The following is a 24,743-nucleotide window of genomic DNA, read 5'->3' as shown; positions in this document are numbered from 1 at the left end:
GTGGTCAGCCGGACAGGTGGCCGAGCGGAAGGCCGAGCGCGGCGCGCAGGCCGTCGGCGGTCCTGTAGTGGTGCGCGCGCAGCCCGGCAGCCCGCGCGGCCTCGACGTGCCCGGCGGTGTCGTCGACGAACAGGCACCGCGCCGGGTCCGCGCCCACCCGACCGGCCGCCGCGTGGAGGACGCGCGGGTCGGGCTTGGCGAAGCCGATGCGCGAGGTGTTGACGACGGCGTCGAACGCCCCGTCGAGGCCGAGTGCCGCGAGATCGGCCTCAAGCCGCGTGGTGGCGTTGGACACGAGCACGACGGGCACGGTGCGCCTGACCCGCCGCAGCAGCGCGACGGCCTCGGCGTCGACCCGCCCGGTCAGGGCCGACCACTGCCGCACCGCGTCGCGCGCCGCGTCCCGCGAGCCGCAGGCGTCGGCGAGCCCGGCCGCCACCCGCTCCCGCCACTGCTCGTCCGTGATGCGCCCCGTCACCGCCGCGTCGAGCAGCGGCGGGTGGAACGCGGCGGCGGCCAGCGACCCGTCCGGCAGTCCCGTGGCGCGGTCGATGGCGCGCATCTCCTCGGCGTCCCACAGGCGCACGACGCCGTCGAGGTCGCACAGCAGGGCGTCGAAGTCCTGAGCGTTCACCCGCACGATGGTGCCACGGGGGGCGTGTTCCGGCCCAGGGGCGTGCACGGACCGGGCCCACGCCCCGACGGCCCCGACCGCACCGCGCGCCGTGCCCCCACGCGGCGGGTCAGCCGCCGTCGGGCGGGCGGAGCGCGCGCAGCGCCTCGCGCAGCAGCAGCGCTGCCTCGGGCGGGCCCCCGGCGCTGACGATCACCGACAGGGGCGTCACCGCGTGCGCGTCGACGACCGGCAGGTACCTGACGCCGCGCACGGCGAGCCGCGTGGTCAGCTCGGGCACCAGCGCCACGCCGAGTCCGCAGGCGACGAGGCCGAGGATGGCCTGGTCGTTCTCCGCCTCCTGGCTGAACCGGGGCGAGAAGCCCGCCCGCATGCACACCGACACGATCGTGTCGTAGGCGACCGGGGCGAGCGCCCTGGGGAAGCCGACGAGGTCGCGCCCGGCGAGCGCCGCCAGCGGAACGGGCCCCGCCCCCAGCGGGTCGCCCTCGGCGACGGCGCAGCACAGCGGCTCGTCCCCCAGCGGCTGCACGTGGACGGCGGGCCCTGCCTCGCCGCGCGGCAGCCGGCAGACGCCGATGTCGATCTCGCCGTTGCGGACCGCGTCGGCCTGCCTGCGCTGCCCCATCTCGTACACCCGGGGCAGCACCCACGGGTGGCGGCCGAGGAACGCGGGCAGCACGCGCGGCAGCAGCCCCGAGACGGCCGAGGCGATGGCGCCGACGCGCAGCACGGTGCGTTCCTGCCCCTGCGCGTGCGGCACGAGGTCGGCGATCTCGCGGGCCCGCTCCAGCAGGGTCCTGGCCTCCGGCATGAGCAGCCGGCCCGCGGCGGTGAGCCGCAGCCGGCCGCCGCCGCGGTCGAACAGCGGCGCGCCGAGCTGCCGTTCGAGTTTGGTGATGGCCTGGCTGAGCGCGGGCTGCGCCATGTGGAAGCGGCGGGCCGCGGCCGTCACGCTCAGCTCCTCGGCGACGGCGAGGAAGTACCGCAGCTGCCTGAGTTCCACCACGCGCACCCCGCCTCGTTCACCCGGTATGTCCGGTCCGGTCGCTGGGACCCTTTCACACCCCGCCGTCCGCACGCGAGCCGGCCGGGGCGGGCGCGGCGCCGGTGCGGTGGCGCAGCCGTTCGCCCTCGATGTCGAGGTCGGGCAGCGCGCGGTCCAGCCAGGCGGGCAGCCACCACGCGTGGCGGCCGAGGAGGGCGAGCACCGCGGGCACGAGCGTCATGCGGACGAGGAACGCGTCCACCATGACGCCGAGGGCCAGCGCGAACGCCATGGGCTTGATCGTCGTGTCGTCGGAGAGCACGAAGCTGGCGAACACGAACGTCATGATCAGCGCCGCCGCCGTGACCACGCGCGAGGCGTGCCCGGCGCCCGCGGTGATGGCGGCGCGCGGCGCGGCGCCGCGCACGTACTCCTCGCGCATGCGGGACACCATGAACACCTCGTAGTCCATCGCGAGCCCGAACAGGATGGCGATGAGGATGATCGGCAGGAAGCTGACGACGGGCCCGGTCTGGGTCACGCCGAACACGTCGGAGAGCCAGCCCCATTGGAAGACCGCGACGACCGCGCCGAACGAGGCGCCGACCGTCAGCAGGAAGCCGAGCGCGGCCTTGAGCGGCACGAGCAGCGAGCGGAAGACGAGGATCAGCAGGAGCAGGGCCAGGCCCACCACGACGGCGGCGAACGGCACGAGCGAGTCGCCGAGGCGCTGCGAGACGTCGACGCCGACGGCGGTGTTGCCGGTGACGGACAGGCCCTCGACCCCGGCGGCCTCCGCGACGCGCGGCGCGCTGTCGCGGATCTCGTGCACGAGGTCGGCGGTCGCCGGGTCGCGCGGACCGGTCTCCGGCACGACCTGGACCACGGCGGTGCCGCTGTCCGGGTCGCCCTGCGCGGGCGCGGCGAGTACCACGCCCGGCAGTTCGTTCAGCGTGCCGGCGACCGTGCCCGCGGCCTGTTCGAGCGCCTGGGGGTCCTGCCCCGCGCCGTTCACGAGGACGAGCAGCGGGCCGTTGACGCCGGGCCCGAACGCGTCGCTGATCAGGTCGTACGCCTGCCGCTGCCCCGAGTCCTCGGCCGCGGTGCCGTTGTCGGGCAGGGAGAGGCTGAGGTCGCGGGCCGGGAGGGCGGCGAGGCCGAGCAGCACGACGACGCCGAGGACGACGGGCAGCGGGCGGCGCACGGCCAGCCGCGCCCAGCGTTCGCCGCCGGTGGGGGTGGTGCCGGCCGCGGCCTCGCGCTCGCGGCGCGCGGCGCGCGAGCCCGGCGCGGGCACCAGCCGGTGCCCGGCGAGGCCGAGCAGGGCGGGCAGCAGCGTGACGGCGACCAGGACGGCGACCAGGACGGTGGCGGCGGCGCACAGGCCCATCACGGTGAGGAACGGGATGCCGACGACCGCGAGCCCGGAGAGCGCGATGATCACGGTGAGTCCGGCGAAGACGACGGCGCTGCCGGCCGTTCCGGTGGCGACGCCCGCGGATTCCTCGGGGTCCATGCCGTTCGCGAGCTGGGAGCGGTGCCGGGAGAGGATGAACAGCGCGTAGTCGATGCCGACGGCGAGCCCGAGCATCAGGGCGAGCGTGGGCGCGGTGGACGAGACGGTGGTCGCGGCGCTGAGCAGCATGATCCCTGCCAGGCCGACGCCGACCCCGATCAGCGCGCTGACCAGCGGCATTCCGGCGGCGAGCAGGGAGCCGAACGTGATGACCAGGACGAGCAGCGCGACGGCGACGCCGATCAGCTCGACGGGCGAGACGTGCACGGCGGTCATGCTGTAGGCGACGCCGCCGACCTCGGTGCGCAGGCCCGCGTCGCGGGCGGCCTGCGCCGCGTCCTCGACGGCGTCGAGTGAGGAGTCGCGCAGGTCGGGCAGTTCGACCTCGAACTGCACCTGGGCCAGCGCGACGCGGCCGTCCTCCGAGACGGTGCCCGCGGTCGCGGGGTCGACGACGGCGGCCACCTGCGGGCCCTCGGCGGCGGTGGCGACGGTCTCCTCGATCGCCGCCGCGTACGCGGGGTCGGTCACGGAACGGCCTTCCGGGGCCTGCACGACGATCTGCGCGCTGGTGCCGGCGGCGGCGGGGAAGTCCGCGGCCAGGGCGTCCAGCGCCTCCTGGGACTCGGAGCCGGGAATGGTGAACTCGTCGTCGAACGATCCGCCGGCGGCCGCTGCGCCGGCGACGACCGCGACGAGGGCCACCAGCCACAGGCCGAGCACGAGGCGGCAGCGCCGGAAGGCCCCGCGGCCTATCCGGTGGAGGAGGGTCGCCATGGTGGGAAGCTCCTTCTGCTGTTCAGATGTGGGCGGGGCGGCCCGCCACCGGGACGCACCCGGGCAGGCTCCCCTGACCGGGTATCCCGTGGCGGCCCGGTCACGCCACCGCCGGGCGCCGGGTCGCGCGCGCGGGCGCCCGGCCCGGCCGCACGAGCCGGCCAGCCCGTCCGCACGAGCCGGTGCCGGCTCAGCCGCCGGTGCGCTGCCGGTTCAGCCGCCGGTGCCGGACCGGTCGCCGGTGCCCGGGCCGGCGCCGCCGCCCCCGGCCGGTTCGACGCCGAGGTCGGCGAGCAGGCCGCGCACGCGGCGTTCGATATCGTCGCGGATCGGCCGGACCGCCGCCAGATCGCGCCCCGCCGGGTCGTCGAGCGCCCAGTCGAGGTACCGCCGGCCGGGCAGGACGGGGCAGGCGTCCCCGCAGCCCATGGTGATCACGACGTCCGAGGCCCGCACGGCGTCCGTGGTGAGGACCTTCGGGGTCTCGGCGGCGATGTCGACGCCCACCTCGCGCAGCGCGGCCACCACGACCGGGTTGACGGCGCCGGCCGGCGCGGACCCGGCGGACCGCACCTCGACCCGGTCCCCGGCGAGGCGGGTGAGGAGGGCGGCGGCCATCTGGGAGCGGCCGGCGTTGTGGACGCAGACGAACAGGACGGAGGGGCGGGCGTCAGACACGTGCGGTGCCTTCCTGCGGGGCGCGGGCGGCCGGGGCCGGGGCGGACGGTTCGGGGAAGAAACGGCGGGCGGCGAGGGCGACGCGCACGAGTCCGATGAGGACGGGCACCTCGATGAGCGGCCCGACGACACCGGCCAGGGCCTGCCCCGACGAGGCGCCGAAGGTGGCGATGGCGACGGCGATGGCGAGTTCGAAGTTGTTGCCCGCGGCCGTGAACGCCAGCGTCGTGGCACGCGGGTGGCCGAGGCCGGCGGCGCGGCCGAGCAGCATCGCCCCGGCCCACATCAGCCCGAAGTAGACCAGCAGCGGCGCGGCGATGCGGGCGACGTCCAGCGGCCGGGAGGTGATGGCCTCGCCCTGGAGGGCGAACAGGACGACGATCGTGAACAGCAGCCCGTACAGGGCCAGCGGCGCGACGCGCGGCACGAACGCGGCCTCGTACCAGGCGCGGCCCCTGATCCGCTCGGCCACGCGGCGGGTGAGGAAGCCGGCGGCGAGCGGGACGCCGAGGAAGATCAGCACGCTGCGCGCGATCTCCCACACCGACACGTCGAGCGCGGTCTGCTGGAGGCCGAGCCAGCCGGGCAGCACGGACAGGTAGAACCAGCCGAGGGCGGAGAACGCGACCACCTGGAACACCGAGTTGATGGCGACGAGAACGGCCGCGGCCTCGCGGTCGCCGCAGGCCAGGTCGTTCCAGATGACGACCATGGCGATGCAGCGCGCCAGGCCGACGATGATCAGGCCCGTGCGGTACTCGGGCAGGTCGGGCAGGAAGATCCAGGCGAGCGCGAACATCAGGGCCGGGCCGACGACCCAGTTCAGCACGAGGGACCAGATCAGCAGCGGCCGGTCGCGGGTCACGGTGCCGAGCCGGTCGTAGCGCACCTTGGCCAGCACCGGGTACATCATCACCAGCAGCCCGACGGCGATCGGCAGCGAGACGCCGGTCACCGTCACGGTGGCGAGGGCGTCCCCGAGCCCCGGGACGAGGCGGCCCAGCCCGAGGCCCGCGGCCATCGCGGCGAGGATCCACACGGCGAGGTAGCGGTCGGTGAACGACAGCCGGGCCGTCCCGGGCGGCGCGCTCACGCGCCGGCTGCCGCGAGCACGGGCAGCGGCTCGCCCGCGGGGCGGGTGAGCAGGCCGGCCAGGCGGTCGGTCGCCCCCGGGACGAGCCGGTAGTACACCCACGTGCCCCGGCGTTCGCAGTCGATCAGCCCGGCCTGCCTGAGCAGCTTCAGGTGGTGGGAGATCGTCGGCTGGGACAGGTCGAACGCCGGGGTCAGGTCGCACACGCACACCTCGCCCCCGGCGCGCGAGGCGATCATCGACAGCAGCCGCAGCCGCACCGGATCGCCGAGCGCCTTGAACACCGGGGCCAGTTCCGCCGCCTGCTCCTCGTCGAGCGGCGCGGTCAGCAATCCGGGGCAGCAGTCCGCGGCACCGCCGGTCCGCGCGCCCTCACCAGCTTGTTTCGACATGTGCCTATGTTGACATTCTTCGATTCAAGCTGCAAGCTGCAACCTGCATCGACAAACGTCGATCCAGACCGATGGGAGACCACCATGTCCCGCGTTCAGCTCGCCCTGCGCGTCCCCGACCTCGACGCGTCGATCGCCTTCTACTCCCGGCTACTGGGCACCGGGCCGGCCAAGCGCCGCGAGGGCTACGCCAACTTCGCCGTCACCGAGCCCCCGCTCAAGCTCGTCCTGATCGAGGGCGAGGCCGGAACGGACACCGGGCTCGACCACCTGGGCGTCGAGGTGGCCGCGACCGAGGACGTCGCCGCCGCCACCGCGCGCCTCGCGGACGCCGGTCTCGCCACGTTCGAGGAGAAGGACACCACCTGCTGCTACGCGCTCCAGGACAAGGTCTGGGTCACCGCGCCGGGCCGCGAGCGCTGGGAGGTCTACACGGTCAAGGCCGACGCGGACGGCAGCGGCGAGGCCCCCGTGCTCGCCCGCTGACCGGCCGCCCCACCCGCCCCGCCCGTTCCTGTACGCCTGTACTATTACATGCGTACCAGTCCACACGGTCTCTTCCGGAAGGTGGTCCCGTGGCTGCCGCGAGCGGGCACGAGAAACGCGTTCCCCCGGCGCGCCGGGACCCCGAGGGCCGCCGCCGGTCCCTCGTCAGGGCGGCGGCGGAGCTGACCGTCGAGGGCGGCGACGAGCTGACGCACCGGCGGGTGGCGGAGCGGGCCGGCGTGCCGCTCGGGGCCACCACCTACTACTTCTCCACCCTGGAGGAGCTGCGGGAGGCGGCCCTGCGCCTGCTCGCCGAGGAGATGGACAAGGAACTGGCCAGGCTCGCCGAGGCGCTGGCCGACGGCGCCGGCAGCCCCGCCGCCCTGGCCGAGGCGCTGCACTCCTACCTGGCCGACCGCCCCCGCGTGCAGGCCGACGCCGCCCTGTACTTCGCCGCCGTGCGGCGCCCCGCGCTGCGCCCGCTGGCGCTGCGCTGGTTCGACGGGCTGGTGCACGTCCTGTCCGCCCACACCGACCCCGCCTCCGCGCTCGCGGTGGCGGTGTTCACCGACGGCGCGGCCGACCACGCCATGCTGCACGACGAGCCGCTCGACGTCGCCGCCCTCACCCGCGCGCTCGCCGCGCTGATGCCCAGCCGGGCCACGGAAAGCAAGGAAACCGCACAGTGAACGCCCCGGGCTCCGCGCCCCTCGCCCTGTCCACCCGGCGGCGGTGGGCGGCCCTGGCCGTGCTCTCGGCCAGCCTGCTCGTCGTCGTCATGGATATGACGATCCTCAACGTCGCCCTGCCCGACCTGACCGCCGACCTGGCGCCCTCCGCGAGCCAGCAGCTGTGGATCGTCGACATCTACTCGCTGGTCCTGGCCGGGCTGCTGGTGGCGATGAGCGCGCTGGCCGACCGGTGGGGCCGCAAGCTCCTGCTGCTGGCCGGCTTCGCGGTGTTCGGCGGCGCCTCCCTCGTGGTCCTGATCGCCGACACCCCCGGCCTCGTCATCGCGGTCAGGGCCCTGCTCGGCATGGGCGGCGCGATGATCATGCCGACCACCCTGTCGATGATCAGGGCGGTGTTCCCCGACCCGGCGGAACGCGCCACCGCGCTCGGCGTGTGGGCCGCCACCTCCTCGCTCGGCGCGGCCGTGGGCCCCATCATCGGCGGGTTCCTGCTCGAACACTTCTCGTGGCGCGCCGCCTTCCTGGTCAACGTGCCCCTCATGGCCGCGGCCCTGATCGCCGGGCTGCTCCTGCTGCCCGAGTCGCGCGACCCGGCCCCCGGCCGCTGGGACGCGGCGGCCACCGTGGTGTCGATCGCGGGCATGGTGGCCCTGGTCTGGGCGATCAAACGCTTCGCCAAGGACGGCTTCTCCGCGCCGCCCGCGTGGGCCGCGCTGCTGGCGGCGGCCGTGCTGCTGACCTGGTTCGTCCTGCGCTGCCTGCGCCGCCCCGATCCGCTGCTCGACGTGCGGCTGTTCCGCCGGGCGCCCCTGACGGCCGGTTCCGTCGCCGCGCTGGCGTCGATGTTCGCGATGGGCGCGCTGCTGCTGCTCGTCGCCCAGTGGCTGCAACTCGTCGAGGGCCACTCGCCGTTGAAGGCCGGCGTGTACCTGCTGCCGATGGCCGCGGGCGCGGGTGTCGCCTCGCTCGTCGCCCCGCCCCTGGCGATGCGGATCGGGGCGAGGACCGTGCTCGCCGGCGGGCTCGGCGTCGCCGGGCTCGGCTTCCTCGCGATGTGGGCCGTCCCCGGGGCCCTCGGCTACCCGGTGGTCGCCCTCGCGCTGACCCTGCTCGGCGCGGGGGCCGGGTCCCTCGCGATCGCGTCGGCCATCATCATGTCCGGCACGCCGCAGGCCAAGGCGGGGAACGCCGCCGCGATCGAGGAGACCTCCTACGACCTGGGGAACGTGCTCGGCGTGGCGATCCTGGGCAGCGCCGCGTCCGCGGTCTACCGCGCGCACCTGGACATCGAGCACATCCCGGGGCACGGCCTCGACGACGCGCAGGTCGCGGCGGCGCAGGAGTCGGTCGGCGCGGCCCTCGACATCGCCTCCCGCACGGGCTCGGAGGAACTGGCCGCGCGCGCCGGCGAGGCGTTCACCGACTCGCTCGCCCAGACCGGCCTCGCCGGCGGCCTGGCGATGCTCGCCGCCGCGGCCGTGGTCTTCTTCCTGGTCCCCCGCGACCTCGACCTCTCCGAGCAGCAGCACCACTGACCGGCCGGGCGAACGGGCGGCGGGCCGCCGGTCAGCCGCGGGGCAGCACGCCGAGGAGGGTGGCGTTCAGGGACAGCTCCAGGGAGTCCTTGAGACCCAGGTGGAAACGGGCAAGCTCCGGCTCGGCCTCGTAGGCCGCCCGCAAGCTGGGCGGGGGCGTGCTGTAGGCCGACAGCGCACCGGCCATGGCCATGGTGTGCAGGCAGAACAGGGTCGCGTTCCCGCCCAGCTCCGGCAGGTACGCGCGGATCAGGCCGGCCATGGCGGCCAGGCGTTCCAGGGAGGCGCGCTTGTAGCGCGCCACGACCTCGACGGAGACGTTGTGCTCCAGTACGCCGCCCTGCGCGCCGAAGAGGTCGCACAGCACCACGCGGCCCGCGAGTGAGCGGCTGAGGGTCCCGGCCACTGCCACCGCCCGTTCGGCCATGGGCCGTTCCTCGTCGACGTCGGCGGACAACGCGCCCGCCAGTTCCGTCAGCCACTCCTCCAGGTAGCGGTCGAGCAGTTCGAGCAGCACCGCCTCGCGGGACTCGAAGTAGCGCAGGACGTTCGGCTTCGCCAGGCCCACCCGGCGGCTCAGCTCGTTCAGGGTGACGGCGGCCACGGGCATCTCGTCGAGCATCGCCGACGCCGCGTCGAGGATCGCCCGCCGCCGGATCTCCCGCTGCTCTTCGGTTCGTGCCCGCTGGAACGTCACGACCGCCAGCCTAACTTACGTACCCCCGGTACGTTGACAGCGTACCGGGGGTACTTTACTGTCGTCAGCACAAGATACTTCCGGTACGTTAATTGACCTGGGGAGCCTGCCATGGGCGAGAAATGGACGACGGCGCACATACCGGACCAGCGCGGGCGGGTGGCCGTGGTGACCGGGGCCAACACCGGACTCGGGTACGAGACCGCCAAGGCCCTCGCCGAGCGCGGGGCGTCCGTGGTCCTCGCCGTGCGCGACGCCGGGAAGGGCGAGCGGGCCGCGGCCCGCATGAGGGGCGACGTGACCGTGCAGGCGCTCGACCTGGCCTCGCTCGGCTCCGTCAGGACCGCGGCGGCGGCGCTGCGGACCCGTTTCGACCGGATCGACCTGCTGATCAACAACGCCGGCGTGATGCACACCCCGAAGCGGACCACCGAGGACGGCTTCGAGATGCAGTTCGGCACCAACCACCTCGGCCACTTCGCGCTCACCGGGCTGCTGCTCGACCTGATGCTGCCGGTGCCAGGATCGCGCGTGGTGACGGTCAGCAGCACCGGCCACCGTATCCGGGCCGCGATCCACTTCGACGACCTCCAGTGGGAGCGGTCGTACAGCCGGATCGCCGCCTACGGCCAGTCGAAGCTGGCCAACCTGATGTTCACCTACGAGCTGCAACGCCGGCTCGCCCCGCACGGCACCACCGCCGCGCTGGCCGCGCACCCCGGCGTGTCCAGCACCGAACTCGCCCGCAACCTCCCCGCGGCACTCCGGCTCCCCATCACCTGGCTCGCGCCGCTGCTCACCCAGTCCCCGGCGATGGGCGCGCTGCCGACGCTGCGCGCCGCCACCGACCCCGCCGCGCTCGGCGGCCAGTACTACGGCCCCGGCGGACGCCGCGAGGTCAGGGGCCACCCCAGGCCGGTCACCTCAAGCCAGGAGTCGTACGAGGCAGCCGCCCAGCAGCGGCTGTGGGCCGTCTCGGAAGACCTCACCGGGGTGAGGTTCCCCCTCGCCGGGCCCGAGCGGAACGCGTGCCCCGCGGCGCCCCGGGAAAGCCCGGGGCGCCGCGGGGCCGGATCACCTGCCTGATGAGGCAGCGCGGTTCGGCACCCGTGCGGCGGGTGCCGCCCCGTCAGCCGAAGTTGATCCAGGCCCGGGTGGCACCGGACCTGGGATCGACGTCGAGGTAGTCCTCGCGGCGGTCGGCGTCGATGTCGGCGAACTGGATCCGGCCACCGGGCACGCCGACGCCGGAGGCGGTCGTGCCCTGCGGCGCCCAGTACCAGTCGCCGCCCTCGGGCTTGGGCCCGCCATTGGCCCACAGGTCGACCGCGCTGTTGGCGTGCACGACGAGGTAGTCGGCACGTCCATCACCGGTGAGATCGGCGAAGCGGACGTTGCGGCCGGGCGCGCCGACGCCGCCGGCGATGGTCCCCTGCGGCGCCCAGTACCAGTCGCCGCCCTCGGGCTTGGGCCCGCCGTTGATCCATGCCTGAACCGAGCTGTTGTCGTTGACGGCCACATAGTCGGCCCGGCCGTCGCCGTTGAGGTCGGCGAGCCGCACGTTGCCGCCGGGCACTCCGACGCCGCCGGCGATGGTCCCCTGCGGAATCCAGTACCAGTCGCCGCCCCCGGGGTTGGGCCCGCCGTTGATCCACGCCTGGACCGAGCTGTCCGCGTTGACGACCACGTAGTCGGCACGGCCGTCGCCATTGAGGTCGGTGAAGCGGACGTTGCGGCCACGCGCGCCGACACCGCCGGCGATGGTCCCCTGCGGCGCCCAATACCAGTCGCCGCCCTCGGGCTTGGGCCCGCCGCCGAGCCACGCCTGAACCGAGCTGTCCGCGTTGATTTGCAGGTAGTCGGCCCGGCCGTCACCGTTGATGTCGGCGTAGACGGCCTGGCTGGTGTTGGCTGCCGTGATGGAACCCTGCTGCTGCCAGGTCCAGCCGGGGCCGGCGGGTTGGCCGCCGTTGCGCCACAGCCAGGTTTCGCCGGTGGCGGGGTTCACATCGAGGAGGTCCGCCCTGCCGTCGCCGTCCAGGTCGGCGAACTGGATCTGGCTGCTGGGCGAACGGAGGCCGGTGGCGATGGTGCCCTGCGGGCGCCAGACGTAGTCGCCGCCTTCGGGCTTGGGCCCGCCGCCGAGCCACGCCTGAACGGTGCCGTCGGGATCGACGACCAAGTAGTCGGCCCGGCCGTCCCCGTTGATGTCGGCGAAGCGCACATGGCCACCCGGCTCGCCGACGCCTGAGGCAACCACCTGCGGTTCGCTGGTCCAGGGGGCCATGACGCCGGGTTCATGCCGGATGGCTTCGACCGAGCTGTTGGGGTAGACCTGCAACCATTCGGCCGCGCCGTCGCCGTCGATGTCGGCGAAGCGGTGATTGATGTTCAATGAAGAGCGGGGTTGGTGGCGGAATTGCGAACCGGCGCCGTAAAGCACATCGACCATCTCGCCGTTCGGTCCCTCGCGGGGCGCGACGGTCATCGCGAAGACCCGGCCGTCGCCGTAGACGTCGACAAAACTCCATCGGGCCGCGGGGAGGCCCCAGAGCTTTTGCGCGGAGTGGTTCCAGGTGATGGTGCCGTCGGTATTGACGCCGCCGTTGAACCAGACATCGGCCTCGCCGACTTCGCGTGAGACGATGAAATCCGCCCTGCCATCTCCGTTGATGTCGGCGTAATGGACCCGATCACCGCCGCTCAGGGACAGACTGCCGGGTGCGGAGACCGGAGCCATGGTGCCGCTTGCGACGGTCCCCTGCGGAACCCAACCCCGGACCGGGCCGCCGGTGCCCCCACCGGGGGAAGTCGCCGGCGGGCTGATCCAGCCCGCCGACGCGGCAGCCTCGATCCCCTCGTAGAAGACTTCGCCCATCTTGCGGTAACCATCGTCGCTCGGATGCAGCAAGTCGGCCAAGTCGGACGCCTCGTCCAACGCCGAGAAGTTGTCGACCAGCCATACGCGCTTGCCGTCGCGCTGCCGTTCGTAGACCTCCTGGGGCAAGCTGCGGTTGAAGTCGACGATGCGCTGCTCAGTGACATCGTAGGCCGACGGGACGAGGGTCGAGACGATCAACGTCACGTCCGGCTGCTTGGCGAAGATCCTGTCCATCAGGCTGCCCAGCCGGTCAGGAGCGCCGACCGGATCGATGGCCTCGTTCATGTCGTTGGTGCCGATGTGCAGCAGCACCACGTTGGGCTTGTAGGTGTCCATCACGGAATCCGTGATGCCGATGAGATCGTTGATCTTCCAGTTCGGATGGCCCTCGTTCTCGTTGTCCGGAATGTTCCCGTAGCGCTGGGAGCCGACGTAGTTGACCGTGGTGTTCTCCCACTGCCGCAGCTCATCCAACAGCGGCCCCCGGTACGCGGCGGTCGTACTGCCCGCGCCGAACGTGATCGAATCGCCGAACGGGAGTATCCGCAACTCCGGCGGCTCGGCCGCGGCACGCATCGCGCCGATCGCCACCGCGTAGTGATCGGGGCTCGCTCCGGGCAGCCTGGCGACCGGATGGTCCGGGATGTTCTCCGAGGAGACGGCGTAGTCCAACTCCTGACCATTCTGGTGGGTCGCCTCATGCGTCCGGTAGAGCCAGGTCTGCGGCGGCCGGAAGAACGAATCGGGATCGCGGTTGAAATCGCCGAGCACGGTCCACGTCCGGTTCTGCCCCTGGTTGTTCACGAAGTTGGCGATCGCATCCAGCATCGCCGGGGCGTCCACGCCACCGCCGGAGAGAGCGTGGTAGCTGAAGTACCAGTTGTCACCGAAGCGGACACCCAGAGCGTTGCGACCGGCTGGGTTCGGGTTGGTCACGATGGTCACCTCATCCGCCGGCCGCTGCGTGACTATGGCGAGGTTGTTGCGGTTTCCCACATAGGAACCACCAGCCGAATCGGTTTGCAGGAAGTAGACCTCGTACGACTCGCGGAACGGCGTCCATTGACGATGCTGGACGAAGCCGGAGTTGCCGGGTGCGTTGGGATTGATAACGGTGCGGTCGATGCTACCGCTTCCCGGCGGCTCCGGACCCGCCTCCTGAAGCGCGACAATCTCCGCGGCCCGTGCGAACCCCGCCACTGACGTGCTCCATTTGCTGTCACCCCCGGAAGTGGCGCCCTGCAAGTTGTTGGTGATCACCGGCCACAACTGGAGGCCGGCGGCCGAAGCCGGGCTCGCCGCCGCACCGACAACCGACAAGAGACTCATCAGGATCGCCGACACGGCGATCAATGCACGCAAGCGCACAAAACCGTCCTCATCCGCGCCCGGCCGTGTCCGGCCCGGCCGCTGGCCCCCCGCCCGCCCGATGCGGGCCGTCGGTCTCTGGCGCGAGGCGGCAGACGGACGCGAGTCTTCGGCTGCCGTATGGCGACACCCGGAAGCCGCCCCCCTCGCCCGGGAGAAATCTACAAGGTTGTCGGTGGCGGCGTCGAGATCGCCCATCATGCCCGCAGTTGGGCTCGCCACCAGACCATCACCGCCCCCGACCCCGGCCACGCCGCGGCGGTCGCTGCCGAACTTCTGCGGAACCGCCGGTCGTTCGCGGACAGATACAGGTGTGACCGGACACCCGTGCCGGTTCCCCCCACCCGGGGGCGCACCAACGACCAAGATCCTAGGAGGACTTGGATGCGCCGAAGGAAAAACCGACCCCCCGCGCCCGCCGTCGCCACACTGCTGACAGCCGCGTTCGCGGGCCTGACACTCGGGGCGTCGCCCACGCACGCCGCGACCCCCCACGCGCCGACCGGCGGCGAGGGGAACGCCACCGCGGCGGACTCCGTCCTGCTGATCACCGGGGACCGTGTTCCGCTCGACGCGCACGGCGAGCCGACCGGGTTCGTTCCGGCCGAGGGCCGCGAGGGGATGCGGGCCACGGTGTCGGAGGAGGGCGACAGCCGGTTCGTCATTCCGTCCGACGCCATGCCGCTGGTCGAACAGGGCGTCGTCGACCGGCGGTTGTTCGACGTCATGGAGCTGCGCAGGCCCGAGTACGACCGGCTGGCCGACGGCGGTCTGCCCGTCGTCGTCCGCTACGAGAACGCCACCGCCGCCGCCCGGGGCGACGCGCCCGGCACAGCGCACGCCGAGTTGGACAGCCTGAACGCGCGGGCGCTGGTCCTCGACGAGAGCACCGCGAGCGCCACCTGGAACGCCCTCACCGACAGCCCCGGCGACAACCCGCGGCTGCGCACCGCCGCCCCCGGCGTGGCGGGCATCGCGCTGGACGCCGTCCGCGAGGCGCTGCTCGACACCAGCACCGCGCAGGTCGGCGCCCCGGCCGCGTGGGAGGCCGGATTCGACGGTTCCGGGACCCGTATCGCGGTCCTCGACACCGGCATCGACGCCACCCACCCCGACCTGGCGGGCAGCAAGGTCGTCGCCGCCGAGAACTTCTCCGAGGCCCCCGACCTCGCCGACCGCGACGGCCACGGCACCCACGTGGCGTCCATAGCCGCCGGCACCGGCGCCCACTCCGGCGGGACGTTCAGCGGCGTGGCGCCCGGCGCCGAGCTGCTGAACGGGAAGGTGCTCGACGACGAGGGCTTCGGTCTCGAATCCGGCATCGTCGCGGGCATGGAGTGGGCCGTCGCGCAGGACGCCGACATCGTGAACCTCAGCCTCGGCGGCTTCGACGAGCCCGGTATCGACCCGCTGGAGGAGGCCGTCAACCGGCTGTCGGCCGAAAGCGACACGCTGTTCGTCGCCGCGTCGGGCAACAGCGGCAACGAACCGGGCGGTCTTTCCAGCCCGGCCAGCGCCGAGGCGGCCCTCGCCGTGGGCGCGGTCGACGACGCCGACGCGCTCGCCGAGTTCTCCTCCGTCGGCCCGGGGGCCGACGGCGGCGGCCTGGTCAAGCCGGACCTGACCGCGCCTGGCGTCTCCATCGGCGCGGCAGCCGCCGAGGGCAGCGCCGTGGCCGAGCACGGCGAGCCTGTCGCGGACGGCTACGCCGGGATCTCCGGCACCTCCATGGCGGCCCCGCACGTCGCGGGCGCGGCGGCGCTGCTCGCGCAGGCGCACCCCGACTGGGACGGCGAGCGCATCAAGGCCGCCCTGGTCGGCTCGGCCGCCGCCCCCGCCGACGGCGGCGAGATGCAGCAGGGCACCGGACGGCTCGACGTGGCCCGCGCCATCGCGCAGGAGGTCGTCGCGGAACCGGTCTCGCTCGACTTCGGCACCGCCGCGTGGCCGCACGAGGACGACGAGCCGGTCACCGAGGACCTGACCTACCGCAACCTCGGCGACGAGGACGTCACGCTCGACCTCGCACTCACCACCAACGGCCCCGGCGATGCTCCCGCGCCCGAGGGCATGTTCGCCCTCGGCGCCGACCAGGTCACCGTCCCCGCCGGGGGCACCGCCACCGTTCCCGTCACCGCCGACACCCGCCACGGTGACGAAGCCACCGGCCACTTCTCGTTCACCGTCACCGCCACCGGTACCGACGGCACGACCGCCGTGCGCACGGCCGGAGCGGTCGAACGCGAGGCCGAGGTCTACCAACTCGCCATCGAGGTCACCGGCGACGACGGGCTTCCCGCCACCGGCTGGGCCGGGTACGTGACGAACCTGGACACCGGCGAAGCCCACTTCTTCAGCCACTACGAGGAGGACGGCCCCGCCCGGCCGGTGCTGGAGGTCACGCCCGGCACCTACGTCCTGTCGCTGTCCACGACCGTGTGGGACTCCGAGGCCGAAGAGGTCATCGAACGCATCAACCACACGGCCGCCCTGCCGGACCTGCGCGCCGACACCACGCTCGCCCTGGACAACCGGGAGACGGAGCCGGTCGACATCACGGTGTTCGACGCGGAGGCCGAGCCGTCCGGCCAGGCGATGAACGTGCGCACCCCGCGCGTGCGGGAGATCGGCAGCGACATCGACCGACCGGCCTACCGCACCCTGCACACCGGCCCCGACGTGCCCGAGGACGGCCTGACCGTCAGCATGTACCGGAGCTGGATCAGCGGCGAGAACACCGAGTACCACGCCGCGTTCCAGCGCCGGGGGACCGGCTTCACGGGCCTCGACGAGCACGTCGAGGCATCGGAACTCGCCCGCGTCGAGGTGGCCCAGAACGCCGTCACCGAGGGCTCGACCGGCTCCCTGTGGGTCAACTCGGACGACTACAGCTCCGACTCCCCGGAGCGCGAACTGCCCGCCACCACCGACCTGTACGTCATGGCCGGCGACATTCCCTGGAACGCCAACCTGAGGGTGCTGGACGACACCTACGAGTACCAGGTGTTCAGGGCTCCGACTCGCACCTACCAGGCGGGCGAGCACGTGCGGACCGCCTTCAACGCCCCCGTTTTCGGGCCCGGCTTCGGCACGTACAACGGACTGTTCCGCCAGGGCGACGTGCTGTGGGGCTCGGTCGGCCTGTTCACCGACGCCGATGGCAACACGGGCGAGTCCGAGTACACGTCGGCGCTCTCCACGCTCGCCCTCGACGGTGAGGAGATCGCCAGGTACGAGGACGCCGGATACATCGAGGCCGAGGGGCTGCCAGCCGAGGACGGCCGTTACACGTGGACGTCGACCGTCAGCCGCCCAGGCCCGTTGAGCAGCGAGGTCCGTGCCGAGTTCGGCTTCGACTCCGCCCACGTGTCGCCGGAACGGGCCACGCCCCTGCCGCTGTCCGTCGTCCGGTTCACGCCGGAACTCGCCCCCGACGGCACCGCGCCGGGCGGCGCCCCCCTCCGCATCCCCGTCGAGGTCCAGGGCCCGGCCGCCGACAACCTGGCCGACCTCACCGTCGAGGTGTCCTTCGACGGCGGCGAGACGTGGCAGGAGAAGCCCGTGCGCGGCGACACCGTCGTCCTGCGCAACCCGCCCGCGGACGGCTCGGTCTCCCTGCGCGGCTCGCTGACCGACCAGGACGGCGGCACCTCGACCGTCACCGTCATCAACGCCTACCTCACCCGCTGACCACACCAAGGGACGCGCCCGGGCCCGGCCACCACGGCCGGGCCCGGGCCCTTCCCCGACCGGCCCTGACGGGTTCGGACCGACTCAGACCGTGACCGCCGTGAGCTTGTCCGGGTTGCGGACGCTGTAGATGGCCGTCACGGCACCGTCGCGGATCTCGAAGGAGGTCAGCTGGTCGAGCCGGCCGTCGAGGAGCACCGCGAGGGAGGGCATCCCGTTGTAGGTGCGGAAGCGCAGGTCGAGTTCCCCCATCTCGGACCCCTTGGCCAGCAGCCCGAGGAACAGCCTGGCCACCTTGTCCCGCCCGGCCACCCGGCGCCGCACCGCGCTCACGACCCCGCCGCCGTCGGCCAGGAACACCACGTCGGGTGCGAGCAGTTCCATCAGGCCCTGAACGTCTCCGGTCTCGGCGGCCGTCAGGAACCGTTCCGCGACCGGCCGCGCCTCGGCCGGACTGGCGACGGCCGCGTGCCGGCGGGCGCGCACGCTGTGGCGGGCACGCCGGTTCAACTGCCGCACGGCGCCCTCGGACTTGCCGACCGCGGCGGCGATCTCGGCGTAGTCGAAGCCGAACACCTCGCGCAGTACGAACACCGCGCGCTGTGTGGGTGTCAGCGCCTCAAGCACCAGCAGCATCGCGGTGGTCACGGCCTCGCCGGTGAGCACGTGGTCGATGCCGTCCGGCGTGCCGCCCACCGCGTCGGTGCCCAGCGGCTCGGGCAGCCAGGGGCCCACGTACTCCTCGCGGCGGCGTGCCGCCGACCGCAGCACGCCGAGCGCCTGCCGGGTGACGATCCGCGCCAGGTAGGCCCGCGCGTTCTCCACCGAGGCGCGGTCCACCGACCGCCACCGCAGGTAGCTGTCCTGGAGCACGTCCTCGGCGTCGGCCACGGACCCGAGGATCTCGTACGCGATCGAGAACAGCAGGGCCCTGTGCGCGGTGAACTCCTCGGCCGCGTCGGTCCTTTCGGCAGCGTCTCGCGGACCAGTGGTCTCCCGCCGTTCGGTCACTTCGGGTCCCGCAGCCAGGTGTAGGTGGCGGTGCGGGCGCCGAACAGCGTGAACCGGCAGACCCGTTCCTTGATCCCGGCCGCCGCGCGCCCGGCGAGGTGGCGCCGGCGCACGGTGTCGTCCCGGTGGCTGAGCTGGATGACGCCGTCACGACGGCCCAGGCTCAACGCCTGCCCCGCGTAGCTCATCGAGAAGGCCGTCGGCCTGCGGCCCCCGACCGCCCGCGCCAGTGTGTCCGCCGCGTGCGCGCCCTGCGGCATAGCCGTCGCGCAGGACGCCCGGGAGCCGGGGACGGCCGCGCAGTCACCGACGACGTAGATCCGCGGGTCGGTCACGCTGCGCAGGTGCGCGTCGACCACCGCGCGCCCCTCCGCGTCCACATCGAGCCCGCTGCGGGCGGCCAGGTCGGGCACACTCCCGATGATCCCCCACACCGTGAGGTGCGAGACGAACGACCGGCCGGAACGAAGCCGCAGCACGTCGCTCCCGCCCTCCCCCGTACCGGGGTCGATCCGTTCGACACTGTCCTCCACGACCTCGACGTTCAGTCGGTCAAGACCGAGTCGCGCCCGCTGCCGCGCTCCTTCCCACAGGCTCGGGGCGATCGTCTCCCCCACGATCCGCACGCGCAGGTCGGGTCGGCGGAACGCGACCTCGGCGGCCGTCTCAATGCCCGTCAGCCCGCCGCCGACGACGGTGACCACGCGTCCGCCCGGCAGCCCGGCCAGCGTGGACCGGGCCTGCTCCGCGCCCTCCCAGGTCCCCACAGGAACGGTGCCGGGCAGAGGGGCGACCGTGCTGCCCACCGCGAGGAACAGGTGGTCGAACGAGAGGCTCGCACCGTCGCCCAGGGTGACCTGCCCGTCGCCGATCTTGTCGACGACGCCGAGCCGCGTCGCGATCCCCTCCCTCAGCATGGTTGTCAGCGGCACCGCCGCGCCCGAGGCCCCCGCGAGCCGTTCGTGCAGCCGTATCCGCTGGACGAAGTCGGCGCGCGGATTGACCACCGTGATCCCCGCCGCCCCCACCTTCTTGGCCAGCCGGTTCGCCGCGATCGTCCCCGCGTATCCGGCGCCCACCACCACGACCTTCATGTTCCGCCTCCCGTTGTGCCATCGGTACACACGGGATGCGCCCAAAGCCCCGCCCGTGACGGCCTGCGGGAGTGACGTGCGTCACCTTCGCGGCCGACCGGACCGCGTACGCCTCAGCACCCGCACGGCGGGCGGCTGTCGGCGGCGTGCGCACACGCGAGAGGCGGCACGGCTCACCGCCGTCCGGGGAAGCCGAGTTCCTCGAGGTAGGCGAGCCGCGCGTTTATCGCGGCGGAGAAGTGGCGCCAGTCGAGCTTGTCGACAGGCTCATGCGGTACCGGGTCGGCAGCCGAGGAGGTGATATAGCAAGCCGCGTCGTAGAGCCGCTCGGACAGGAGCCTTTGACAGAAGACACCGAAGCGCTCCTGGTAGGACATTCCGCGCCAGATGTCGTCCACGGGCAAGGCGCCCTTGGCCGGCTTGACCGGCCTGCGGGACCCCGCCTCGTCCTGCATGATGAAGAAGTATCCGAGCCAGGGTTCCTCTCCGGGGTACAGCTCGGCCAAGGCCGCGTGGCGCAGATCGAGCGCGCTGCCGAGTGCCTCCTCGACCCGGTTGTTGTAGTTGTTGCCGAACGACGGGCCGCCAAGGGCCTTCAGCTCGAAGGCAGCCACGAGCGTGTCCCTGTGGACGACCACCAGGTCCCACTGCTTCTGCGGCCGGTAGTAGCCGGGCAGTTCGAGCCCCTGCGACTTGGCGACGCGAATACTCTCCGGCGGGTACCCGGCGTCGAGGAAGAATTTCGACAGGAGAACGGCGATGGCGTCGAAGTGTTTGCCGCCACGCACGGAACCTGCTGTCCCTGCCCCCACAGCGGCTTTGATCGCCGACTGCTCCCTCTGGAGTTCTCTGGCACCCCAGTACGCCGCGATGGCGTCTTCGAAGTCTTGGCGGGTGACCGTCAAGATCCGTTCCTCCTAGTCAGGCAGCTCGACGAGCCCGTAGACGCGCAACGCGGCCTCGGTGGCAGCCTCCACATCCCGGTTGTCGAAGGCTTCGGCGAGAGCGGCCCGGTCGCTTTCGCCGACCTCCGCCGGGTCCGGGACGCGAATCTTCCGAAGGTACTGCGCTTGGAAGCGGAGGGTGCCTCCCCGCATCTTGACCGCGTACGCCTCCACGAAGGCTTCCGCGACCCTGGAGAGCAACAGGCCACCGAGTACCCGCATGTCCCAGACGTCCGAGACGATGAAGTACAGGTTGTGGTGAGGGTACAGGCGCCCTTGATCGAGGACGGGGTGTATCCGCGACTTCATGTCCGGCAGCAGCAGCTTCGGTCGATGGGTGAGTCGGTGGTCGACCTTGTCGATCGTCTTGTACCAGCGCCTGGGCTGTCTGACGGCCACGTAGCGCCTGCGCAGGACCTCACCGTGCTTCTCGAAGTAGGAGGCGAGACGCGGATACGCGTCGAGGTCGACCAAGTCGCCGTCTGCCGACCACGGGTTGACGAGATGGGTGCCGTCCCAGTCGATCGTGCCGCTGGTCGTGTCACGCACCGTGGCCATGGGGAGCAACCGTTCCTCCTCGACCAGGTCGCGGGCCTTGGTGAGGAAGACTTTGTCCGCGCCGGTGGCGATACCGATCCCCACCCTGGTTCCGGTCTCGCTGTCCTCCAGCGGGCGGAAGCGCTCGGTGAGCTGTTCGAGGACCGCGAGCCTCGCCGGCGAGGCGGCCGGCCAGCTGTCCTCCTCCGGGAACCAATGGGGCATGCGGGCAGCCTGGTAGGAAGGCGTGGCAGTCGCGGACGGCTTTCCGAAGAGGTACCAGTCAGCGAAGTCCCGCGCCTGTGGTGCCCGGAAGGAGCGGTTCGTGTCGGCGGCGACCGCTGCGGCTTGGGGCTTGTTCGAAATGAGCGTGATCGCGGGATAGGCGGAGACCTGGTCGTCGAAGGCGTCGACATCGTGCATCACGAGGGCGAGGTCCATGCTGAACCGCTCGGTCACCAGCCGTCGCAGCCGTCGCCCGTACTGGTTCCGCATCCAGCGGTCGGCGCAGATGAAGCCCAGCTGGCCGCCTCGGTTGAGGCTGCGCAGGGCCACCTCGTAGAAGCCGATGTAGATATCGGCTCGGCCTCCCATGGTGGAGCAGGCACGCCGGTAAGCGGCCATCCGGTCGTCGGGCACGTCCTCCAGCCTGATGTACGGAGGGTTACCAACGACGTAGTCAGCCTGAAGATCGGTATCCGCTTGCAGGAGGTAGTCGCCCTGCCGCACCCACGCGGTGGCGACCCTGGCCGCACCCCCCGTATCCCAGCCCTCCTCGCGCAGCGTTCGCGTGATGAGCGTGCGGCTCTGTTCGACGTTGCGGTCCAGCAGGTCGAAGGCGCGGACGGCGTCGATCGCGTCCGTGAGGGGACGCCGGTGGACGCGGCACGACGCACTGATCCTGGAAGCGACGACCGTCAGGAACGCACCGCCGCCGCAGGCCGGCTCCACGAGCCGGAGGCCGCAGAGGTCCCTGTCCGGCGTGTAGCCGAGGAGGTCCAGGATCAGCTCGACCACCCATGCACGCGTGAACACCTCACCGTGCTCCACGGCCTCCTGGAGAGACTCCGGCAGGGAGAGGTCGTCTGTGCTGAACAGCGCGAGAGATGCCACGTGAGGACAGTACCGTCCGTGCGCTGCGAGGGCTCATCTCCATCCACAGCGCGTAGTCATCCGATAACACTTACCGAGATGTAGAAGGCCATGGGGCGGAGGGGGCCTACGGCACTCGATGACCAGGCCATGGAACGTGCCCGGGAGGCCGAGAGGGCGCCGTGCGTCGCTGCCACGGGAGATCCTTTCCACAAGATGACAGGACCGGGAAGGTGGTGCAATCTGGCAGTGGAGGCTTGAGTAGAAGAGGTCAGAAAAGCGCGGGAGAGCCGCACCGACCTCATCCGCAGTTCCCCAGATTCCGCGTCCGCTCATCCCGTGCACCCCGCCTTCGAGCGCCCTGCTGCTGACCACCGCGTGCCGGAGCGACCCGGCCGAGTCCCAGCCGCCGACGGGCCGCGGGAGACTCCGCGCGCGTGCCCGCGCGACCGGTCCTCCGCGCAGTGCCGGAACGATCAACCGCACGAAACGGACGGCATATCACCAGGGAGAATCCATGAACGCCTACAACGGCGCGATTCTGTGGCCGGACGGGAACGCGTATTTCTTCAGCGGCCCCGACTACTACAAGTTCGACATCGCGGCCAACAGGGTCCCCGGCGGCTACCCGAAGCGGACCGCGACCTACTGGCCCGGCCTGGGCGACGCCTCCATTCACGGCGCGATGGTCTGGCCCACCGGCGGCAAGGCGTACTTCTTCGACCGGGACGAGTACTACAGCTACGACATCGCCGAGGACAAGGTCGACGACGCGTACCCCAGGCCGACGGCCCTCAACTGGCGGGGAGTTCTCGGCGGCTTCCAGGACCACCGCATCGACGCCGCCGTGCTCTGGCCCAACGAAAGCGTCTACTTCTTCCAGGACGACAGGTACTACCGCGTGAACCCGAAGACCAAAAGGGTGGACCCCGGCTACCCCCGGGACACCAAGGACCACTGGCCCGGCCTGTGGACAACCGGCCAGAACCTGCGGGGAGGTTTCGTGTGGCCCCACCCGGTCCGGGGACGCCGAGTGGCCTACTTCTTCCTGTCCGCCTACTACATGCGGTACGACATCGAGAACAACGCGGTGGACGAGGGCTATCCGAAACCGCTGGCGGGCAACTGGCCGGGCTTGTGACCCGGCCTGGTCACCGAACCCGCGCCCTACCCGGCATCACCCGCGCCGCACCACGCCCACTGAAATTTTCTCAGCGAGATGATCTTCGCGAAGCGGGTTGACCTGGGTTCGTCCGCCTAAGTGGGACATCGGCGCCCTGGCCACACAGGGCCCCCGACCCTACTGAGGAAATGCCGATCGGGCTCTACTCCGGCGGGAGCCTGGAGAGGACTTGGCTACCTATTGCAGAACTCGCAGCGTATGGATCGTTTGCCTGGAAATTCAATGCGCCCGCAATGACAGAGTAGCTGCCGCTCACTGCCGAGTAGCCGTATCCGTCTACACCACTCGACTGTTCCCATTGTCGTCGATCGTCAACGTATCGTGCGGCTGCTTCGTTATCGGCATAGACAGCGACTGACACCATCACAATTAATCCAGGATCCTCGGTGGTGTATTCCGCTTTGATGTTTGCGATGCAGCCCCAACCTTCCTCGCACTCGTCCCAAGTGTCCGGGCGGGAAGTGGCCGTCAACGTCCAACCCTGGTGAGTAAACGACACCGGAAACAGTTCGGTGCCACTAGGCCGAGCCGCGGACTCAAAGCCGAAAAGCTTCGAAGTGAGCGAGTTCCAGTCAGGAATCCCGAAGAAGGTAAGGATGCCCAACACCGAGGCTATGACTCCGATCGCTGCCGCAGCACGCTTCCCAAAGTCCGAATCGTCCCCCAAGTGCGACTCCTAGGGCTAGGGCTGTCTGGATAAACTGGATAAATCCGCACACGCCCCGTCGACGTGCCGGTGTCGCATTCTATCTCTAGCCTCGATCTTTTGTGGTCAGCCGGGGGTCGGCATGGTCGCGAGGCGTTGCACGGCTTCGGTGATCACGTCGGTCCAGGGCCAGTCTCGGCGTCGCGCGCTCCGTCAGGCCGGTGAAGCCGCATTGATGAGCTGGACGTGCGACTCCTGCATTCCCTCCGGGAGCGCGTCCGGGCTGAACCATTCGGCCTCCAGAATTTCGAAGCTGTCGAGCTTGAGGCTTCCGCCCACGTGCAGCGCTTCGTACGCGACCTCCACGCGGAGTTTGTAGCCGCCGACGACCCGGACCAGTCGGCCCGGCTCGACATCGAGGCCCGTCTCTTCCCGAACCTCTCGAACGATGGTCTGCGGGAATTCCTCGCCCTTGACCGCGTAGCCGGTCGGCAGTCCCCACGGGCGGTCGGCGGGCCACATCCGGTGCTTGAGGAGGAGAACGTGCCCTTCCTCGTTCCGCACCACACCCGTGACGCCGACCATGAACGTGGCGTGCGTGAACCACAGGACACGCCATTGCAGAGGACCGCGAAGGACTTTCCACAGCCGGGCAGCGATTCGCTTCATGACCACCGTTTCGACAGGACGGGCGCGGGGAGCGCCTGCGGGTAGCTGGTACAACCTGGACCGCAGGGCATCGGTCACGCCCCGACTCGCCCGCTCCCGGTGGGCCGAAGTTCGGGGCCCGGGGCCGGGGCCCGGGGCGA

Annotated in this window: 20 protein-coding genes; 6 read left to right on the top strand and 14 right to left on the bottom strand. The window is 71.7% G+C overall.

From position 1 onward, the window contains the following. Nucleotides 1-4: 4 nt before the first annotated feature. The 6 genes from LC193_RS22405 to LC193_RS22380 form a co-directional block, all read right to left on the bottom strand. Nucleotides 5-634, bottom strand: coding sequence for an HAD-IA family hydrolase (locus LC193_RS22405; RefSeq protein ID WP_226076894.1), 630 nt, complete (start codon nucleotides 632-634; stop codon nucleotides 5-7). Nucleotides 635-743: 109 nt separating this feature from the next. Continuing rightward, nucleotides 744-1,640 carry a LysR family transcriptional regulator gene (locus LC193_RS22400; protein ID WP_226076892.1) on the bottom strand — a complete coding sequence of 299 codons (897 nt, stop codon included), beginning with the start codon at nucleotides 1,638-1,640 and terminating at the stop codon, nucleotides 744-746. Nucleotides 1,641-1,695: 55 nt separating this feature from the next. Next, on the bottom strand, nucleotides 1,696-3,915 hold the full coding sequence (locus LC193_RS22395) for an MMPL family transporter (RefSeq protein WP_226076890.1): 2,220 nt from the start codon (nucleotides 3,913-3,915) through the stop codon (nucleotides 1,696-1,698). 213 nt (nucleotides 3,916-4,128) lie between these two features. Beyond that, nucleotides 4,129-4,593 (bottom strand): arsenate reductase ArsC, encoded by a 465-nt coding sequence (locus tag LC193_RS22390; RefSeq protein ID WP_226076889.1) that lies wholly within the window; start codon nucleotides 4,591-4,593, stop codon nucleotides 4,129-4,131. Then, nucleotides 4,586-5,686, bottom strand: a complete 1,101-nt coding sequence (gene arsB / locus LC193_RS22385) for an ACR3 family arsenite efflux transporter (RefSeq protein WP_226076887.1) — start codon at nucleotides 5,684-5,686, stop codon at nucleotides 4,586-4,588. Before arsB ends, LC193_RS22390 begins: the two co-directional genes overlap by 8 nt. Continuing rightward, nucleotides 5,683-6,078, bottom strand: coding sequence for an ArsR/SmtB family transcription factor (locus tag LC193_RS22380; RefSeq protein ID WP_226076885.1), 396 nt, complete (start codon nucleotides 6,076-6,078; stop codon nucleotides 5,683-5,685). The genes arsB and LC193_RS22380 overlap by 4 nt, the downstream gene beginning before the upstream one ends. Before the next feature lie 84 nt (nucleotides 6,079-6,162). Here LC193_RS22380 and LC193_RS22375 point away from each other — a divergent pair, with 84 nt between their 5' ends. The 3 genes from LC193_RS22375 (at nucleotide 6,163) to LC193_RS22365 (ending at nucleotide 8,791) form a co-directional block, all read left to right on the top strand. Further along, entirely contained in the window at nucleotides 6,163-6,564 is a 402-nt protein-coding gene (locus tag LC193_RS22375) for an ArsI/CadI family heavy metal resistance metalloenzyme (protein WP_226076883.1), read from the top strand. Between the two features lie 89 nt (nucleotides 6,565-6,653). Further along, nucleotides 6,654-7,253, top strand: coding sequence for a TetR/AcrR family transcriptional regulator (locus LC193_RS22370; RefSeq protein WP_226076882.1), 600 nt, complete (start codon nucleotides 6,654-6,656; stop codon nucleotides 7,251-7,253). Continuing rightward, on the top strand, nucleotides 7,250-8,791 hold the full coding sequence (locus LC193_RS22365; RefSeq protein WP_226076881.1) for an MFS transporter: 1,542 nt from the start codon (nucleotides 7,250-7,252) through the stop codon (nucleotides 8,789-8,791). Before LC193_RS22370 ends, LC193_RS22365 begins: the two co-directional genes overlap by 4 nt. 31 nt (nucleotides 8,792-8,822) lie before the next feature. On the opposite strand, the gene LC193_RS22360 is transcribed toward LC193_RS22365, so the two are convergent. Then, nucleotides 8,823-9,488: a TetR/AcrR family transcriptional regulator gene (locus LC193_RS22360; protein ID WP_226076880.1), complete on the bottom strand. Its 666-nt coding sequence runs from the start codon at nucleotides 9,486-9,488 to the stop codon at nucleotides 8,823-8,825. A gap of 111 nt (nucleotides 9,489-9,599) precedes the next feature. On the opposite strand from LC193_RS22360, the gene LC193_RS22355 reads away from it, so the two are divergent. Continuing rightward, entirely contained in the window at nucleotides 9,600-10,574 is a 975-nt protein-coding gene (locus tag LC193_RS22355) for an SDR family NAD(P)-dependent oxidoreductase (protein ID WP_226076879.1), read from the top strand. 43 nt (nucleotides 10,575-10,617) lie between these two features. Here the strand turns inward: LC193_RS22355 and LC193_RS22350 are convergent, their stop codons facing one another. Next, nucleotides 10,618-13,731 (bottom strand): FG-GAP-like repeat-containing protein, encoded by a 3,114-nt coding sequence (locus tag LC193_RS22350; protein WP_226076878.1) that lies wholly within the window; start codon nucleotides 13,729-13,731, stop codon nucleotides 10,618-10,620. Nucleotides 13,732-14,121: 390 nt separating this feature from the next. Here LC193_RS22350 and LC193_RS22345 point away from each other — a divergent pair, with 390 nt between their 5' ends. Further along, a complete protein-coding gene (locus tag LC193_RS22345; protein WP_226076877.1) occupies nucleotides 14,122-17,427 on the top strand; it encodes a S8 family peptidase in 3,306 nt (1,101 codons plus the stop codon). An 84-nt stretch (nucleotides 17,428-17,511) separates the two neighbouring features. Here the strand turns inward: LC193_RS22345 and LC193_RS22340 are convergent, their stop codons facing one another. The 4 genes from LC193_RS22340 to LC193_RS22325 all read right to left on the bottom strand — a co-directional run bounded on the left by LC193_RS22340 (nucleotide 17,512) and on the right by LC193_RS22325 (nucleotide 22,126). Beyond that, complete coding sequence (locus LC193_RS22340; protein WP_226076876.1) at nucleotides 17,512-18,438, bottom strand: RNA polymerase sigma-70 factor; 927 nt, start codon at nucleotides 18,436-18,438, stop codon at nucleotides 17,512-17,514. Continuing rightward, nucleotides 18,435-19,532, bottom strand: a complete 1,098-nt coding sequence (locus tag LC193_RS22335) for an NAD(P)/FAD-dependent oxidoreductase (protein ID WP_226076874.1) — start codon at nucleotides 19,530-19,532, stop codon at nucleotides 18,435-18,437. Before LC193_RS22335 ends, LC193_RS22340 begins: the two co-directional genes overlap by 4 nt. A 173-nt stretch (nucleotides 19,533-19,705) precedes the next feature. Next, nucleotides 19,706-20,437 carry a PaeR7I family type II restriction endonuclease gene (locus LC193_RS22330; RefSeq protein WP_226076872.1) on the bottom strand — a complete coding sequence of 244 codons (732 nt, stop codon included), beginning with the start codon at nucleotides 20,435-20,437 and terminating at the stop codon, nucleotides 19,706-19,708. A gap of 12 nt (nucleotides 20,438-20,449) precedes the next feature. After that, a complete protein-coding gene (locus tag LC193_RS22325; protein WP_226076871.1) occupies nucleotides 20,450-22,126 on the bottom strand; it encodes an Eco57I restriction-modification methylase domain-containing protein in 1,677 nt (558 codons plus the stop codon). Nucleotides 22,127-22,622: 496 nt separating this feature from the next. Here LC193_RS22325 and LC193_RS22320 point away from each other — a divergent pair, with 496 nt between their 5' ends. Continuing rightward, entirely contained in the window at nucleotides 22,623-23,246 is a 624-nt protein-coding gene (locus LC193_RS22320) for a hemopexin repeat-containing protein (RefSeq protein ID WP_226076870.1), read from the top strand. A gap of 184 nt (nucleotides 23,247-23,430) precedes the next feature. On the opposite strand, the gene LC193_RS22315 is transcribed toward LC193_RS22320, so the two are convergent. Together LC193_RS22315 and LC193_RS22310 are read right to left on the bottom strand one after the other, a co-directional pair. Next, nucleotides 23,431-23,955 carry a hypothetical protein gene (locus tag LC193_RS22315; RefSeq protein WP_226076869.1) on the bottom strand — a complete coding sequence of 175 codons (525 nt, stop codon included), beginning with the start codon at nucleotides 23,953-23,955 and terminating at the stop codon, nucleotides 23,431-23,433. 192 nt (nucleotides 23,956-24,147) lie between these two features. Then, complete coding sequence (locus tag LC193_RS22310; protein ID WP_226078850.1) at nucleotides 24,148-24,603, bottom strand: NUDIX domain-containing protein; 456 nt, start codon at nucleotides 24,601-24,603, stop codon at nucleotides 24,148-24,150. Nucleotides 24,604-24,743: the final 140 nt, after the last annotated feature.

The sequence above is a fragment of the Streptomyces marincola genome (genome assembly GCF_020410765.1).
Classification (GTDB): domain Bacteria; phylum Actinomycetota; class Actinomycetes; order Streptomycetales; family Streptomycetaceae; genus Streptomyces; species Streptomyces marincola.
This window is presented reverse-complemented; position numbering and strand designations above follow the sequence as displayed.